The following is a 17,235-nucleotide window of genomic DNA, read 5'->3' as shown; positions in this document are numbered from 1 at the left end:
ACCTTCGTGGTCAATTTTCTTTACTCGTATCGCAACGCAACCATCGGATGCAGGTTTGCCGCGCGGAATGCAGGATACAGTCCGAAGAACACACCGATCAGCAAGGCGAAGAAGAAAGCCAGCAGGATCGAATTGACTGTGATGACAGAGGCGATCAAACCGGTCGCGGAAAAGACCAAGGCGATTCCCACGCCCAGCAAAATACCAATGAGACCGCCTAACACGCTAAGAGTCATTGTCTCAATGAGAAATTGCGTGAGTATCTGATTCTTCGTCGCACCAACTGCCTTACGCAAACCGATCTCTTTCGTTCGCTCTGTAACCGAGACCAGCATAATGTTCATGATGCCGATACCACCCACCAGAAGGGAAATCCCAGCGATGGCACCGAGGAAAGTTGTGAGGATCTGCGTCACAGAAGTTAGCGTACTCAACAAGTCAGATTGACTCAACACATTGAAGTCCAGCTGGTCGGTCGAGGCAAGTTTATGTGCACGGCGAAGCAGGAATTCGATCTGAGCCGAGACCGTATCCATGGCTTCGGTGGTTGTAACAGAGACTGAAATCCGATTAACGATCTTCTTATCGTTGTATGTGGCAGTAGCACCAAATAATTTGTTATAGCCTGTATCTAACGGAATGAAAATCACATCATCAGCAGAGCCACCAAGTCCCGATGATCCCTTAGATTCCAACACACCGACCACATCAAACTTCACGCCATTGATAGAGATCGTCTTACCGATAGGCGCCAGCCCACCAAACAAGTCTGTCGCTGTCTCTGAACCCAACACAGCCACCAATGACTGCGACTTGTTATCACCGTCCGTGATGAAGCGCCCCTGTGCCACTTCGTAGGAATTCGCTTCCTGGTGATCTTCCACAACACCACTCACATTCACGCTGAAACTCTCAGAACCATACTTCACTGTATATGAGGACTGGTAACTCGGCGCAAGGGCACTGATGTTTTCTGTTAACGAGCGCTGAATCAACTGATAATCCGAGTAATACAGATAACTCGTCTGTCGCGATTGTCCCAACCCGGCTCCACCACCTTGCTGGCGCCCAGGGGAAATGGTCAACAGGTTTGAGCCATTGTTCTGAATGGAACTCGTAATACTGGCTGTAGCTCCTTGTCCAATGGAAAGTAGTGCCACCACCGTTGCCACACCGATCACAATACCCAGCATTGTAAGCACTGATCGCATCTTATTAGCGCGCAATGCACGCAGCGCAATCTTGAAATTCTCTGAAAACAACATAGTTAAACTCCTACAACACTTCCTCAGGCCGTGGTGCGCCTGCCTTGATCGGATTGTGGTTCACTTCATCCGAAACAATACGCCCGTCCGAAATTTTTATGATTCGATTGGTGTGACGAGCTACATACGCATCATGGGTTACCAAGATCACAGTCTGGCCACTATCCCTGTAAAGACTCTGAAATAGGTCCATGATCTCGACACCTGTTTTGCTATCCAACGCACCTGTCGGTTCATCAGCCAGAATAATGGCTGGCTCATTGACTAATGCACGTGCTATCGCCACACGTTGTTGCTGACCTCCTGAGAGTTCATTAGGGGCATGTTGGGTTCGCCCTCCAAGACCGACACGTTCCAAGGCTTTCATTGCACGCGTGTTCCGCTCTTTTCCTGAAACACCAGCGTATGTCAATGGCAACATTACATTTTCAAGCGCACTTGTACGCGACAATAAATTAAATTGTTGGAACACAAACCCGATCTTACGTCCACGGATCTCAGCGAGCTCCGTTTCGCCTACATTTTCGACTGCGACACTATCCAATGTATATCTTCCACTGGTAGGCACATCAAGACAACCAATAATGGACATCAACGTACTCTTGCCTGAGCCAGATGGCCCCATGATGGCAACCATCTCCCCTTTTTCGATGGTGAAACTCGCTCCATCGAGAGCACGTACTTCCGTTTCACCCATCTGATACACCTTCGTCAATTCTTCCGCGCGAATCATTGAGTACCTCCGCCAAATGGGTTGGGCGCATTGAAGCTACTACCATCGTTCACTTGAATAACATCACCTTCACGTAAGTCACCCGTCACCACAACTTTATCGCCCACGATCGCACCAGTGACCACATCCACGCGCTTCGTGGAACCGTCACGTTGCGCGACCAGCACAAATTCGCCTTTAGCATCATTCTGAATGGTCGTGATCGGAACAGTCAACGAAGCGGTAGCATCCATTACATGGATCGTCACATTCGCAGTCGTCCCCAACGGGATAAAATCCTGATCTGTCACTTTATCAAGGTCAATGTGGACGGAATACTTTACTAAACCAGAAACTTCCTCACCAACAGGATTGATCGCCGTCACGGTACCAGTGAGCGTAACTCCTGCTAACGCATCCAACGTGACATCAACCTGTTGCCCCATCTTGACCTTTGCCACATCTGATTCATCCACCTGCGCATCTACGTAAAGCCGATTCATATCTGCGACATACACAGAGACCGCATTCGCATCCACCAAATCACCGACCACATCCTTTACTGCAAGCACCTTTCCATCGAATGGTGCAGTGATATACAAGGAGCTTACAGTCACCTGCGCCGCTTCCACGTTGGCTTTTGCCGCGATCACATCTGCAGAATCTTCGCCCGCCAAAAGACTGTCATAGTTGCGTTGTGCATCATCCAATTCAGCCTTTTTCAAAGCGAGGTCATTTTTAGCATCCAAGATCCAATCTTCTGGAGCGGGACCACGGTAATTCTGGAGATCGTACTCATATTGCCAGCCATTACGATTCGTGCTCACAAGCTTGCTTTCGTAAATGGTTTGCGGAACGCTTTCAGATGTCTGCAAATATCGAAGATAATTATCAGCTTTTGTATACGCTTCCTGGGCATCCTTCAGGTCAATGGCGGCTTGCGCTAAAGACGTGCCTGAATTTAACAAGTCATCAAGTTCCTGCTGTGCATTCACCAAGTCTGCCTGCGCGGCTACAATGTTCGAAGAAGTACTCGCTGGTTGTAACGCCAACAAAACATCACCAGCCTTCACCATATCCCCGGGCTGAACGTTAACCTTCTCAACAATGCCGCTCGTTTTCCACGCCAGGCTGGCAAACGGTTGGGCATCCAAGGTGCCTGATGCTTCAATGGTCTCTGCCACATCAATGGCGATCACCTTTTCTTTCTGTGCGGCAGTTGATGTACTGGCACTCGCGGGCAAGATCATTTGTACCGCCACAAAAGCAACTATAGCAATTGCCACAATGGCGATGATCCAATTTCTAATTTTTTTATTTTTAAACATATTCATATCTCCTTATTGAATTTCCCCTATCATATTGGTCAAATATGCAGAATTTGTGCAGAAAAAAGGCAGGGTTGTGAATAACCACTTACTGAAATGCAACTTATTCTTGATCTTCCCCGATGTAGACCATCTTAACATAGGCCAATGGCACCCCATCTCGCTCTACCATAAATACTGTTGGGTAATTAGCAAACTTCATATCGACGTTTTTAGCGGTGCTTACGATAATATAGTCATATTTATCTATGTTCTTCATACGCAAACCAAAAGCATTGAAAACCAAATCAGGACGAGCGAATGTCTGTGCAGTGGGTTTTGAATCGCTAACGAATACATTTGCATCTTGGTCGGCGACACGGTTAATGTATGTCTGAGCCTCCATGAAAGCCAGATTCCAGTAATCAAGCTCAAATTCCCGAAATGCCCCGCTGACTCCGCCAACCAGTTGGTTATAGTAAATATACTGATATGGGTGTAGGGCAATAATGGCATACAGTCCGGGTAACAGTAAAACACACATGATCACAAAGCGAATAGACCTACGTTGCAGACGTGAGAAAATCCAATTCAACCCAAAGCCAGCGATGAGAAAAAGTGGTGGAAGCAGGAAAAACACCTGACGATAATTATTATAGAGGTTCACGCGCATCAGGATCATCGTAGCTACCGGCAGCACAAACCAGACCAGGGTCAGGCCAACAAGGTCGCACCTAAATTTTTTGTAAAAAGAAATAGCACCCACAATCATCAAGAGTAATACAGGTTCAGTCAATTGTATGGCAAGCAACACCGGTAAGTAGGATGGTGGTATTTCATTTGCATCATATAGTACACCTCTAAACAAGGTTAAATGTGTGCCAGGATACGTAACACTATAACTAACAGACGCGATCAAGCGCTCAAAAGGATCTGGCCATAAATAAGGCCAAAGGATGACCATGAAGCCAAAAGCAATCAACCCATAAGCCATAAAACGTGGCCATACATACCACTTTTTAGATACTAAGATGTAAACAAGGATCACTATACCTATCAATGGTGCAATAAGACGAATGGCGCTTGCAAAACCTAATACAAACCCAGCAAGCCAAACATCAAAAGAAAGTGATCGTTTGAAAAATTTTCGAATAATGCTTCCTATTGAGTTGCCATGGGCTGGGATTGTTACCTTATCGCTGCGATCCACCATCCACAGCCCAAGCATGGCGCTAGTAATCAATAAGGACATGAAAACAACATCCTTCGGATTCATAAACGCATGACCAATCAAAAGAGGTTGTGTATTGAAAAGAAGTGTGGCACCAAAAGCAGATGCATCACTCATCCAGCGTCGCGCCAGGAAATAAAACGAACCAATCCCTATCTGAAATACTACAAAATAAAGAAAATGGCTAAACTGAAGTTTTTGTACTATGCTTCCTTCTGGAAGGATGAAATTTCTTAATAAGAGAACCATAGTGATAAATGCCGGTCCATGGCTACCCTGTTTGGGCTCTTCTTCTATAAAATAGTCAGACCAAGTACCGGTACAAATCAGGGAGTCTACAGCTTGAATTGTTCTCTCAGCATACATATGTTGCGAGAGTTCATCAACACTCTCGCCAAATGATGGCAGAACAAACAAGCCAACAATCAGATTTAGACAAACAAGCAGAATCAGGAAATAATGTTTTTTCACAGTTCACCATTTGGCTTGCAAGATAACAAACCAATGTGTAGAACTTTTGCAGAATTTATGTATAAAGGATGCAGGGTTATGAATGGATAATTATGGATATACAAACCGTGGGGCTTTCTTGTGTACAATTGGGATATGAAATACGAAACTATCCCCACTCTGACTCTCCCCAAAATCGGATACGGCACATGGAGCCTCGGCGGCGGCTCTTTTGCCGACCCGCAACTTGATTCTGCTTCGATGACCGCTCTCCTCTCTGCATTAGAAACTGGCTACACCCACTTCGACACAGCAGAGTATTACGCCGCAGGTCATGCAGAAGAACTGCTCGGGCGCGCCATTCGTGAGACAAACACCAAACGTGAAGATGTCTTCATCACCACCAAAGTTTCTCCCGAACATCTTTCCTATGACAATGTGCTCCATTCGTGCGAAAACTCTCTGCGCCGCCTCAACATGGACTATATCGACCTGTACCTCATCCACTGGCCCGGCAAAGGTGTAGACTACGAAGAGACATTCCGTGCGTTGAATAAACTCGTCCGCGATGGCAAGGTCAAACATCTGGGTGTCAGCAACTTCAAGCTCAAACTTCTCAAGCAGGCACATTCACTTTCCGAAACCCCGCTTATCACCAACCAAGTCCCTTACAGCCTGCCAGATAAAACCTACGTGGATAACGGTGTACTTGAATATTGTCAACAAAACAACATCACAGTGACAGCCTATTCCCCCATCAAATTCCGAAGCATGAATACCAACAAGGTTTTGGGAGCGGTCGCCAAAACGCATTCTGCCACACCTTACCAGATCGCATTGACGTGGCTCGTCATGCAACCACGCGTTATCACGATTCCCATGTCATTCAACCCACAGCACATCAAAGAGAACTTTGAAGCGGCAGATATCGAACTCACCGAAAAGGAAATGGCTCAGCTTTCCAGCGCGTGGAACAAATAAAATCATTGTAGTTAAAAATGCCATCCCATCCTATCCCTGAAATCGAGATCATCGAAGAAACTGAGACGGAGCTCGAACCGTTCTACAAGGTCATCATCCATAATGACCACGTCACGCCCATGGATTTTGTGGTCCATGTCCTGAAGAATCATTTCTACTTGTCGAATGACAAAGCCGCAGATATCATGTTCATGGCACATTACTACGGCACCGCCTATGTACAAACGCTCGCCAAGTCTGAAGCAGAAAAACGGATCGCCAAAGCGCATTTTGAAGCAAACAACGCAGGCTACCCATTGAAATTCACAATGGAACCTGAATAATCCGTTTTATCTTTTCCGCTATTCATCCTTCCCAATGCCATCCCAACTCGACACTCTCACCCAAATCAACCTCGACGATCTCGTCTCCTCCTTCGGGTGGGAGAAGTATCCGTTACTGGCAACTCCTCTGCGCTTCTTATTTGCCAACCCCGCCCGAAAATTTGCAGAACAAATGGTGGAGTTTGATAACGCAGTCGGGCACGCAAACCTCGCTGAAGCATCGCGAACGCTCATGCGAAAACTATACGTCCGTGATGTGCGCGTGCATGGACATGAAAATATTTCCCAAGACGAACCCGCCTTATTTCTATCCAATCATCCTGGCATGGCAGATACTATCAGTCTCTTCGCCGCCATCAACCGCCCCGACCTCAACATCATCGCACTACATCGTCCGTTTTTAGTTTCACTCACAAACGTGACTCGCAATCTCGCCTACATTAGCGATGAAGATGCTGAACGAATGCGCGCCGTTCGACAAATCTCCAGTCATTTGAAAAAAGGCGGAGCGGCGCTCACCTTTCCTGCTGGGAAGATCGAACCCGATCCCAGCGTATACCCAGGCGCATTCGACTCTCTCAGCAATTGGACCGACTCGGCTGGCGTCTTTATCCGTTTTGCGCGGGAGACTAAGATCGTCCCCGTTCTTGTCAGCGGAGTAGTTTGGGAGAAAACTGCACACCACTGGTTGACTCATATCAAGCGCACGCGTTTTGAACGCGAGAAACTTGCCGCAGCCCTGCAATTGCTTGCCATGGTCACACGCAATGCAAGGCCGACAACTGTCCACGTGCAGTTTGCGAAGCCCATTACACTGGACGAAGTTGGATCAACAGACGCGGAAGCCATTCATCAAGTGGTACTCGAAAGAATGAAGAGATTGATCGAAACAACTCCTAAAGATGACGGGATGTCTGCGTTGTGAATAACAAACCGCTTAGGCGCGCACTCATCGCTATCATACTAGTCGTTCTACTTTACTTTGCCCTGCGTAACGCGCCGCTTATCGAGATATGGAACACACTTAGGCAACTACAATTCTGGCAGATTGCCACACTAATTATCATCAACGTATTGATCTACGCGCTCATTACTTTGCGCTGGTGGATCATTGTCCGAGCAGAGAGCAAAGCCATTTCCTATCTCCCATTGATCGCGGTGCGACTCGCCGTGTTCGGGGTAAGTTATTTCACACTGGGTCCGCAAGTGGGTGGTGAACCATTACAGGTTTTATATCTACAACGCAAATACGGTATCACTTATACACGTGCAACCGCATCTGTGCTGATGGATAAGCTTCTTGAGTTTCTCGCCAATTTCTTTCTGCTGGCGCTGGGAATGACAGCCATCTTTCAAGCAGGATTCATCTCCAGAAACGGAAGCAGTTCTCTCGTGAGTCTGAGCGGGCTTGTCATCCTGTTTTTACTGCCCCCCATTCATATCATCCTGATGATGCGCGGAATCTATCCCCTTTCCGCGATCTTGCGAAAAATATCGAACAACAGATTTGTGCGTTTCGTTGCCGCATCTGAACGGATGGCTGGCACATTCTGTCGCAGACATTTTTCAGCACTACTATCTGCCACCGCAATTTCAATTCTTGCCGCAGTGGGAATGGTGAGCGAATATTTTCTGATCACTTCGTTCTTGCACATTGACCTTTCGCTTTCTCAAACCATCGCGGCATGGACGGCAGGCTGGCTTGCATTTCTTGTGCCGTTACCCGGCGGATTGGGTGCGCTCGAAGCAAGTCAGGTTGTGGCGCTGGGCACATTCGGTGTAGCGGCGGCTTCTGCGATCAGCGTGACGTTCTTGATTCGCGGGCGCGATCTGTTACTCGGAGGGATCGGCTTACTTCTCGCAGGGCATGGATTCAAAGATACAATTACAAAATGAGAGCACGCACTGTATTTTTCACTGCGCCTAAACAGGTTGAAATTCGCGAACAACAATTACTATCGTTGAAAGATAACGAGGTGCTGGTCGAAACGATCTGCTCCTCCATCAGCGCGGGGACAGAAATGCTTGTGTACCGCGGGCAATTTCCGCACGTTGTTGATTCACACGATAGCGTGAGCAGTGATCTTAAATATCCATTGGCATATGGATACGCAAATGTTGGGCAGATTACTGAAATAGGAAAACAAGTAGATATTTCTTTTCTCAATAAAATCGTTTTCGGATTTGCTCCGCACACATCAGCCTATATCTGCGATCCTTCATCCTTGATCTTCGCCCCCGCTTCTTTCCCAGCTGAGGCCTGCTCCTTCCTCCCAAACATGGAAACCGCTGTGAACTTGATCCAGGATGCCGCACCGCTTCTCGGTGAACGCGTCCTCGTGTTGGGACAAGGCGTGATTGGCTTATTGGTTGCTTCGCTATTGAAAGAATTTCCATTGGAATTGTTGGTCACCTCTGATCGTTATGAATTACGGAGGAGATCATCGCTTGCAATTGGCGTCAACGATTCGTTCGATCCAACATTGATCCATCGTAAAAACGAACAAACAAACACCACAACACCCCAATCTGCCTACGCGCAAAGCTTTGATTTGACTTTCGAGTTGAGTGGCTCCCCGTCCGCGTTGAACGATGCGATTGCAATGACAACTTTCAGCGGACGTGTTGTCATCGGTTCTTGGTATGGAGAGAAGAAAGCGCCGATCGATCTGGGTGGTGCATTTCATCGGTCACGCATTCAGTTGATCTCTTCACAGGTCAGCACCATAGCTCCAGCGTTGAGCGGGCGCTGGGATAAGGCACGCAGGTTCGGGGTCGCATGGGAGGCGTTGAAACGAATCCAACCACAGAAGTGGATCACGCATCGCTTTCCTATTGAAGAAGCAGATCAGGCGTATCAATTACTGGATGAAAATCCACAAGAGACAATTCAGGTAATCTTTACATATGGAAAATAAAAGACGGTCTGCAGAAGAATTCGGCAAAAGCCCATTGGGGAAATTTTTCCTGGGCGGGCTTCCCATCCTTGGAGGCGTGCTGACGATCCTGGTTTCGTTGAGCGTCCTTCCCTATGTTGACCTCCACCCCAATCGCATTGCGATCTTCAACGACCCGCACACTTGGGAAGTGTTTGCCGTGGGTGTCATGCTCACAACATTTGGGCTGGCTTCCATCATTCCGCCAAACATGAAATTTCTCGGAAGTTTAAATCGTTGGGTTTTGCTGATTTCGTTTATCGCTGTTGTGCTCGGTGTGATCCTCAAGAAATTTTTCTAACCATGAAATTCCATTACACCAACCTTGAATCCTGCCACGAAGCGACGGGTGTAGTCGTGGTCATTGATGTTTTGCGCGCGTTTACAAATGCCGCCTTTGCATTTTCGCGCGGAGCAAAAGAAATATATCCCGTCAGCGGCGTAGACGAAGCGTTACAACTGAAAACAAAGATCGCTAATTCGCTGGTATGCGGCGAGGAAGGCGGACTTCCACCTGAAGGTTTTGACTTTGGCAACTCCCCCACCCAAACAAGGGAATTGGATTTAGCCGACAAAATCATCGTACAACGCACAGGTGCAGGGACGCAAGGCATCACACGTAGCGTGAAAGCTGAAATCATGCTGGCAACAAGTTTTGTTGTAGCAAGTGCAACGACAGAGTACATTCGGCATCTTGCACCTGAAACATTGACCTTTGTTGTTACAGGGCAATATGCTCCAGAACATGGCGATGAAGATCTCGCATGCGCAGAATACCTTGAATTACTACTGAAAGACAAGCAACCTGACCCAGTCACTTTTATCGAGCGTGTGATTCGATCACGAGATGCAATCAAACATCTTGACCCTCATATCCCTGAGTTCCCAAGATCAGACCTGGATCATTGCACAAGTATCGACGCATTCGACTTTGCCATGCTCGTCACAAAAGAAAACGGACGCCCTGTAATGCGTGCCGTACAACCCTGACATTGGAATTGGAGAATCTACATGTACACTCTTGGCGTTCGTCGCGACTTCATCGCAAGACACTTCCTTATCGGCGGAGACTGGGGGCCTGAAAACTTTCCCAACTCACATCATTACATCCTTGAGTTGCAACTGGAAGGGAAAGAACTCGACCAACACGGCTATCTTGTAGACATCGTGGATGTTGAGAAACATCTCGATGAAATCGTGAGTTATTACAAAGATCAAATGCTCAACGAGAAACCTGAGTTCGCAGGGTTGAATCCTTCCATTGAGCATTTCGCGCGGATACTGGCTACTTCGTTGAGTGAGCGCATCAAAGCGAAGAATATCTCTGTGTTGAAGGTGGTACTGTGGGAGAACGAATCCGCGTGGGCAGCATATTCCGTTGACAGGTTGGCAAGTTAGAAGGTTTGAACGTTCAAACCTTTCAACTTTCAAACATTCAGATGATCTCTATGAAAATCGGGCTTGTCATTTACGGTTCGCTGGATACGGTCAGTGGCGGGTATCTATATGATCGCAAACTGGTGGAGTATTTGCGCGCGCAAGGTGACACAGTGGAGATCATATCTCTGCCGTGGAGGAATTACGCCGCGCATCTGACTGATAATTTTCGGTTTCAACTCCCCAAAGGTCTAGATATTCTGATCCAAGACGAACTCAATCACCCATCTTTGATCTGGGCCAATCGGGGGGAACATCCATATCCTGTGATTAGCCTTGTCCATCATCTGCGATGTTCGGAGTTGCGTCCGCAATGGCAGAATACTTTTTATCGAGTCGTCGAAAAGAAGTATCTGCAAAGTGTGGACGGATTCATCTTCAACTCCAAGACGACAGAAGGAGTAGTAGGTGAGACATTAGAGAATAGAGGAGCAGAGAATAGTAAACCTTCTATTGTTGTTTATCCGCCAACAGATAGATTCGGGGATGCGATTTCGGAAAGCGAAATTGCCAAACGCGCAAAAGACAGCAATTTTAGAATTTTGTTTTTGGGGAATGTGATCTATCGGAAGGGGTTACACACTTTATTGAAAGCAGTCAGCGGTCAGCAGTTAGCAGTTAGCGTGGATGTGGTCGGAGGATTGAAGGCAGAGCCACAATATGCGGAGGAGATGCAGAAGTTCGTTATCGCCAATGGACTATCATCCAAGGTCAAGTTTCATGGCTCACTGGACAATGGTCCGCTTGTTGAGATGTATAAGCGAGCGCATGTGATGGTTGTGCCATCGAGTTATGAGGGGTTTGGGATTGTCTATCTCGAAGGGATGGGATTTGGCCTGCCTGCCATTGGGACAACGGCAGGAGCGGCGAGTGAGGTCATTACACATGGAGAAGATGGGTATTTGATCGAACCTGATGACGCCGATGCGCTCGCGAAGCACCTCACTGAACTTGCTATGAACCGCGAGTTATTGTTGAAGTTGTCTTTGAATGCATTGAAGAGATACAAGTCCCAGCCGAGGTGGGATGAGACGGCAAAAGGCATAAGAGAGTTTCTTTCCGTCATTGCGAGGGGCGAAAGCCCCGAAGCAATCCCCCATGCGGTGACGGAGATTGCTTCGGGCGAAAGAACATCGCCCTCGCAATGACGGGACAGTACATTTATGCAATATTCCTTCCCCCATTATTTATTATCCAAACAATCGGTGGATGACCGCGCTTTGAACAAGGATGTGTTGTCTGCGCTGAAGTCAAATTTACCGCAACAACCTATCCACATTATTGAGGTCGGCGCAGGGGTTGGAACGATGCTGAGACGGTTGATGCGGTGGGATGTACTCCGTCAATGCGAATATGTGATCGTGGATGAGATGGCAGAGAATATCGAATATGCGTCAGAGTGGATAAAGGTTTGGGCTGTTGAAGCAGGCTTGAACGTGGAAAGAAGCGGGCAAGATCAGGTTCGAGTGTATGACGAGGCTCGTGATGTCCACATACAGTTTGAGCGAGCGGACGTTTTCGATTTCATCCAAAAAAATAAACAACCCGCGGACTTATTGATCGCGCATGCGTTTTTGGATCTATTGCCAATGCCCGAGTCGTTGACAAAGTTACTCACGCTGACAAAAGGATTGGCATGGTTGACAATCAACTTTGACGGCGTGACATCGTTTGAGCCAATGATCGACGCGGCTTTGGACGAGAAGATCGAACGGTTATATCACGAGACGATGGACACGCGGGCAACAGGCGGCGACAGTAAAAGCGGACGACATTTGTTCGGGCACTTGCGAAGCGTAGGTGCAGGGATCCTTGCGGCGGGTGCTTCGGATTGGGTGGTGCATGCGACGAGTGGGAAATATTTGGAGGACGAGAAATATTTCCTCCATTTTATTTTGCACTTTCTGGAAGAGTCGCTGATGGGGCATGCCGAATTGGATCCAGATGTCTTTGCCGCATGGCTCGCACAACGGCGGGCACAGATCGAACTCGGTGAACTGGTATATATTGCGCATCAGATGGATTTTCTGGTGAAACAAATCGTAGAGAAAACCGTATAATGAATACGGAGTAAAAATGATCTACACGTATCAAATTGAAGGTCTCACTTTACAAACGGGCGATATCATCTGCACGATGAACGGCAAGCCTGATATTTTGCCCGGCGAGTTTTGGCGTCTCGTAGGTCGGCTCGTGCCCGGGGATGTGGACCACGTGGCGATCTATACGGGTCCGCAGGGACGTTGTATCGAGGCGGGTGCACATGGCGTGATCAAGTTCACGGTCTTTAGTGGCGAATGGAATACGGAACGCATGGCGCGTCGGCGCGGACATTTGTTTGATACCTTCTACGGGATTGCCTCTCCGCTGGACACTTTGGAAGTGAGCGAGGAAGAACAAGAGGAGATGCGGAAGAGGGTCGCTCAATATTGTCTCGCACAAGTTGGCAAACCATATAACCTGAATTTCCTGAACGCAGAAACAGAGGATTCGTTCTATTGCAGCCAGTTGGCATACAAAGCCTATCAGCAGATCGGCATTGACCTGAACACCGGCCTCGCCATGGAGCAACTACCTGGGACGAACGCGATCGTGTATCCGCAAGAGATCTGGGATGGGTTTAGTCATAAAAAGGCAGAAGTCAGATTGCAGAATGCGGAAGGCAGTAGACAGTTAATAAGTGCATCGGTGGTTGAGTAGGCGGCGCTCGTCCGCCGTATCGAAACCACTACTAACAAAAGCCATTTTGCTTATTTCTGGTTTCGACACCGCACCTGCGGTGGGTGCAGGTGTACGCCCTTCGCAACGAACGCTCAGGGCTACTCAACCAGCGGGGATAGTTGGAATTCATAGTGTATAATCATCTAAGTTAATAATCTATATCAGCAGTCCAACCGCTGTTTACTTGCGTGTCCCGATGGTTTTCGGGAAGGGGAAACCCAATCTTTACAAGTGCACGACTTCTGAAGAACAGGAAAGAAATACCTTGAACTTTGAACAATTTAATCTGGATTCCCGCCTGATGCAGGGAATCAAGGTCGCTGGTTATGAAACCCCGACCCCTATTCAGGAAGCGGCCATTCCAGCCGCTCTGCGCGGACGTGACATCATTGGCACCGCACAGACGGGAACAGGCAAGACCGCCGCGTTCGTCCTCCCCATTCTCAACAAATTACTTGATGGTCCACGCAATCAGGCCCGCGCGCTGATCGTCACACCGACGCGCGAACTCGCGGAACAGATCAATCAAGTCATCCACGCGCTTGCAGTGGGGACAAAGCTGAGGAGCGCAACCATCTACGGCGGAGTCGGAGCCGGGAACCAGATCAAGGCCTTACGCGCCGGTGCAGAGATTCTCGTCGCGTGCCCAGGTCGCCTTTTGGATCTCATCCAACAACGTCATGCAAAAATGGAACATATCGAGGTGCTGGTGCTCGATGAAGCGGACCGCATGTTCGATATGGGCTTTCTGCCCGATGTGAAGCGCATCATCAAAGCGGTGCCCGAACGCAGACAAACCATGTTGTTCTCGGCGACTTTCCCTGCCGAAGTGGAATTGCTTGCTTCGCACTCGCTCGTCGAACCGCAAAAGATCGCGATGGGCATCAGCCGCCCCGCGCACACAGTGACGCATGCACTGTACCCCGTCCCTCAACATTTGAAATCTGGTTTGTTGTTGAAACTGCTCCAGCAGACCGATACCGACTCGGTGCTGATCTTCACCCGCACCAAACATCGCGCGGACAAGATCGCACGCCAGATCGCGCATGCGGGACATAAAGTCACGAGCCTGCATAGCAACCGCACACAGGGACAACGCCAGACCGCACTCAGCGGCTTCAAAAGCGGACACTTCCGCATCATGGTGGCCACCGACATCGCGGCACGCGGCCTCGATATTGACAGCATCTCACACGTCATCAACTTCGACATGCCCGATACTGCCGATGCTTACATTCATAGAATTGGACGTACCGGTCGCGCACAACGCACCGGCGACGCATTCACACTCGTCACCCCCGAAGACAATGACATGATCCGCACGCTCGAACGCATTATGAAACAACCGCTCGAACGGATCATTCTCGAGGACTTTGACTACTCGCCTCCCGCCCCACCGAGGTCTGCCAACGATCATGGACGCGGGGCACCTCGCCCTCCACGTCCCGCTCCCACGCCGAATCGATTTTCAAAGAATCGCTTGGCGCCGAGGCGTAAGAAGTAACTTGTAATACCTAACCCGTCTCGTTGAGAGGCGGGTTTTTGATAGTTACTTTATAATATAGAAATAAAAGTTTTGTAGAATAAAAGAGGAAGCCACTATGTATCTAATAACTCGCGTAGAAATTGAAGGCTTTTGGGGGAAATACAAAATAGAAACTGACCTACATCCAGATGTAAATATTTTTATCGGAAAAAATGGGACTGGCAAAACCACCTTTATAAATATGCTATATGCTGTCCTCAAAGTTGATTTGAGGACATTGCTAAATCTTGAATTCAAAAAAATAACAATCTTATTAAGGAGTGAAAAATCAAAAACAAAGAAAATATCAGTCACAAAATCCGAATCTTCTGAATCTGCTATACAAAATATTACATACAAACTAGCAAACAAAAGCTATCCCTTTTCAATTTCTGCCAGAGATGTGGAACTCATCGAAAGAAACATGAGACGCCATTCACTTATTAGCGAATCTTTGTTTGAGCTTGGGAGAAAAATCTCAGACTTAATAAATATATCAAACTTATCAGTTCACAGAGCAACTTCTGAATACACAAATTCACCTGAGGATGAATTTCGAGCAAGTCGTCGCATAGATAGGCCAAACACACTACCTATTGATCAAAGACTCAACGACTTAATCGGACGCCTTAAAGGGTATCAGCTCATCCTCTCTAAGCAAGCGGATGAAATCTCATCTAATCTTCAAAAAGATGTTCTTCGCTCAATGTTATACAATCCAAATTTCGACACTTTTTCATTATCACCAAACAGCGAACTTGAATTAGGCAAGGAAAAACAAGAACTTACAAAAGCCTACAAAGAATTAGGTGCGCTTGATGAACCCACAAAGCAGAAAATTGACAAGCATATTCGTGTCCTCAATCAAAGCCTAGCAAGTATTCGAAAGGCTCAAGATAGCAAAGACCAAAATTATTTACGTGTTGATGATATTATGCCTATGTCTCTATTGAAAAGAACTCAACATGTCATCGATCTTGCACTAAAAGCCGAACAAAACAAGCAAAATGTATTTCAATTGATCAATTTATTTTTACAAACGATCAACGAATTCATAAAAGACAAGGATGTCTCAATCACCGCAAACGGGGATTTAGAAATCAAGAAGGGACAAAAAGTAATTTTGTCACCAACAATCTCCAATATCTCTTCGGGAGAAAAGCAACTTTTGATACTATTAACCGAGACTCTCTTACAAAAAAGTGAACCTTTTATTTTTTTCGCTGACGAACCAGAACTATCGCTACATATTGAATGGCAAGCTCAAATCATTCCGTCGATCAAAAAACTGAATGATTCCGCCCAAATCATAGTGGCGACCCACTCACCAGAAATTGCGGCGGGAAGAAAAAAGAACCTCATTTCAATGGAAAAAATTCTTCATGAATAGTCTCAATTATTCAAGTAAAGCCCTTGATGTTCTTACAGAATTTCATGAAAAACCGTATATAGTTTATGTAGAAGGTGTTGATGATATTCCATTTTGGAATACAATTTTCAAAGCCTTTCACATAAAGAACTACATACTAAAGCCTGCCGGCGGTTCACCCGAATTAGAAAAATATTGCCAGTCAATAACAACTGACAATGTTGACATATTTGTGGCGAGAGACACTCATTTTACGGAAATACTAAAAACCAAAATAATTCACCCGAGAATTATTTGGACGTATGGACATTCTATAGAAAACTCGTTGTACCATCCTAACAACTTAGCAGAAGTTATATCTATTTTTTCTCGTTCTCAAAGTTACGATGTCTCCCTCGCCGAAAAATGGCTTCTTCAATTCACAGAAGAATTTAGATATTTATTGATTTTTGAACTTGTGAACCAAAAATACAATTTAGGGCTAGAAATTCTAGGAGATGCCTGTGGAAAGTTTGTCGATCCTAAAAAACATCACCTAACATCTAAGCAAACAATTAATGAGAGAGAAAACGAATTAGCTCAAGCTATTGATAAAAAAAAGTATAAAAGGTGCGAAAAGCTTTTCACTATGATTGCTTCAAAAAAACCTATATTCTTTCTGATAAGGGGGCATTTTCTTACTATGGCTATTAATAGCTTTATTCGTCACGAGGGTAAAAATTCAAGCAAGAAACCGCCTTCAATATCAAATGAAAGCCTATATACAAATCTCGTTTTAATACTTAAAAATGAATGTATCAGCAATTCATCGCGTGATGACATTCAGTATTTAAAAAACCAATTAGAAGTATTTACCTAGCAAAATTGAAACAAAAGAATCAAAAAGGAGCCCCGCGAAATTGCGGGCTCCTTTTTTTTGTCGACTATTTGCTGGCTTACGGCCCTACTCAGAGTAAATTTGCTCCCAAGCCGAGCAGA

18 protein-coding genes are annotated in these 17,235 nt (G+C 46.7%); 14 read left to right on the top strand and 4 right to left on the bottom strand.

Going from position 1 to position 17,235, the window contains the following annotated elements; translation table 11 throughout:
- Nucleotides 1-20: 20 nt before the first annotated feature.
- The 4 genes from IPP66_12970 to IPP66_12955 all read right to left on the bottom strand — a co-directional run bounded on the left by IPP66_12970 (nt 21) and on the right by IPP66_12955 (nt 4,986).
- On the bottom strand, nt 21-1,265 hold the full coding sequence (locus IPP66_12970; GenBank protein ID MBK9926191.1) for an ABC transporter permease: 1,245 nt from the start codon (nt 1,263-1,265) through the stop codon (nt 21-23).
- A gap of 10 nt (nt 1,266-1,275) precedes the next feature.
- Nucleotides 1,276-1,998 carry an ABC transporter ATP-binding protein gene (locus IPP66_12965; GenBank protein MBK9926190.1) on the bottom strand — a complete coding sequence of 241 codons (723 nt, stop codon included), beginning with the start codon at nt 1,996-1,998 and terminating at the stop codon, nt 1,276-1,278.
- Nucleotides 1,995-3,305 carry an efflux RND transporter periplasmic adaptor subunit gene (locus tag IPP66_12960; GenBank protein ID MBK9926189.1) on the bottom strand — a complete coding sequence of 437 codons (1,311 nt, stop codon included), beginning with the start codon at nt 3,303-3,305 and terminating at the stop codon, nt 1,995-1,997. Before IPP66_12960 ends, IPP66_12965 begins: the two co-directional genes overlap by 4 nt.
- 103 nt (nt 3,306-3,408) lie before the next feature.
- A complete protein-coding gene (locus IPP66_12955) occupies nt 3,409-4,986 on the bottom strand; it encodes a hypothetical protein (protein MBK9926188.1) in 1,578 nt (525 codons plus the stop codon).
- 135 nt (nt 4,987-5,121) lie between these two features.
- On the opposite strand from IPP66_12955, the gene IPP66_12950 reads away from it, so the two are divergent.
- The 14 genes from IPP66_12950 to IPP66_12885 all read left to right on the top strand — a co-directional run bounded on the left by IPP66_12950 (nt 5,122) and on the right by IPP66_12885 (nt 17,116).
- Nucleotides 5,122-5,946, top strand: coding sequence for an aldo/keto reductase (locus IPP66_12950; protein ID MBK9926187.1), 825 nt, complete (start codon nt 5,122-5,124; stop codon nt 5,944-5,946).
- Between the two features lie 17 nt (nt 5,947-5,963).
- Nucleotides 5,964-6,269: an ATP-dependent Clp protease adaptor ClpS gene (locus IPP66_12945; GenBank protein ID MBK9926186.1), complete on the top strand. Its 306-nt coding sequence runs from the start codon at nt 5,964-5,966 to the stop codon at nt 6,267-6,269.
- Nucleotides 6,270-6,303: 34 nt separating this feature from the next.
- On the top strand, nt 6,304-7,194 hold the full coding sequence (locus tag IPP66_12940; protein MBK9926185.1) for a 1-acyl-sn-glycerol-3-phosphate acyltransferase: 891 nt from the start codon (nt 6,304-6,306) through the stop codon (nt 7,192-7,194).
- Nucleotides 7,191-8,165 carry a flippase-like domain-containing protein gene (locus tag IPP66_12935; protein MBK9926184.1) on the top strand — a complete coding sequence of 325 codons (975 nt, stop codon included), beginning with the start codon at nt 7,191-7,193 and terminating at the stop codon, nt 8,163-8,165. The genes IPP66_12940 and IPP66_12935 overlap by 4 nt, the downstream gene beginning before the upstream one ends.
- Nucleotides 8,162-9,187, top strand: coding sequence for a zinc-binding alcohol dehydrogenase (locus IPP66_12930; GenBank protein ID MBK9926183.1), 1,026 nt, complete (start codon nt 8,162-8,164; stop codon nt 9,185-9,187). The genes IPP66_12935 and IPP66_12930 overlap by 4 nt, the downstream gene beginning before the upstream one ends.
- Nucleotides 9,177-9,506, top strand: coding sequence for a hypothetical protein (locus IPP66_12925; protein ID MBK9926182.1), 330 nt, complete (start codon nt 9,177-9,179; stop codon nt 9,504-9,506). Before IPP66_12930 ends, IPP66_12925 begins: the two co-directional genes overlap by 11 nt.
- A 2-nt stretch (nt 9,507-9,508) precedes the next feature.
- Entirely contained in the window at nt 9,509-10,195 is a 687-nt protein-coding gene (locus IPP66_12920) for a 2-phosphosulfolactate phosphatase (GenBank protein ID MBK9926181.1), read from the top strand.
- 21 nt (nt 10,196-10,216) lie between these two features.
- Complete coding sequence (locus IPP66_12915) at nt 10,217-10,603, top strand: 6-carboxytetrahydropterin synthase (protein MBK9926180.1); 387 nt, start codon at nt 10,217-10,219, stop codon at nt 10,601-10,603.
- 50 nt (nt 10,604-10,653) lie between these two features.
- A complete protein-coding gene (locus IPP66_12910) occupies nt 10,654-11,790 on the top strand; it encodes a glycosyltransferase family 4 protein (protein MBK9926179.1) in 1,137 nt (378 codons plus the stop codon).
- A gap of 15 nt (nt 11,791-11,805) precedes the next feature.
- The gene (locus IPP66_12905) at nt 11,806-12,702 is read left to right on the top strand and encodes a class I SAM-dependent methyltransferase (protein ID MBK9926178.1); all 897 of its coding nucleotides are present in this window, start codon (nt 11,806-11,808) and stop codon (nt 12,700-12,702) included.
- Nucleotides 12,703-12,718: 16 nt separating this feature from the next.
- On the top strand, nt 12,719-13,342 hold the full coding sequence (locus tag IPP66_12900; GenBank protein MBK9926177.1) for a hypothetical protein: 624 nt from the start codon (nt 12,719-12,721) through the stop codon (nt 13,340-13,342).
- A 286-nt stretch (nt 13,343-13,628) separates the two neighbouring features.
- Nucleotides 13,629-14,867, top strand: a complete 1,239-nt coding sequence (locus tag IPP66_12895; protein MBK9926176.1) for a DEAD/DEAH box helicase — start codon at nt 13,629-13,631, stop codon at nt 14,865-14,867.
- 97 nt (nt 14,868-14,964) lie between these two features.
- Nucleotides 14,965-16,278: an AAA family ATPase gene (locus tag IPP66_12890; protein MBK9926175.1), complete on the top strand. Its 1,314-nt coding sequence runs from the start codon at nt 14,965-14,967 to the stop codon at nt 16,276-16,278.
- Nucleotides 16,271-17,116, top strand: a complete 846-nt coding sequence (locus IPP66_12885) for a DUF4435 domain-containing protein (protein MBK9926174.1) — start codon at nt 16,271-16,273, stop codon at nt 17,114-17,116. Before IPP66_12890 ends, IPP66_12885 begins: the two co-directional genes overlap by 8 nt.
- Nucleotides 17,117-17,235: the final 119 nt, after the last annotated feature.

Source organism: Candidatus Defluviilinea proxima, from assembly GCA_016721115.1.
In the GTDB taxonomy this organism is placed as follows: Bacteria; Chloroflexota; Anaerolineae; order Anaerolineales; family Villigracilaceae; genus Defluviilinea; species Defluviilinea proxima.
The sequence above is the reverse complement of the archived record's forward strand: the minus strand, read 5'-3'. Positions and strand labels throughout refer to the sequence as shown.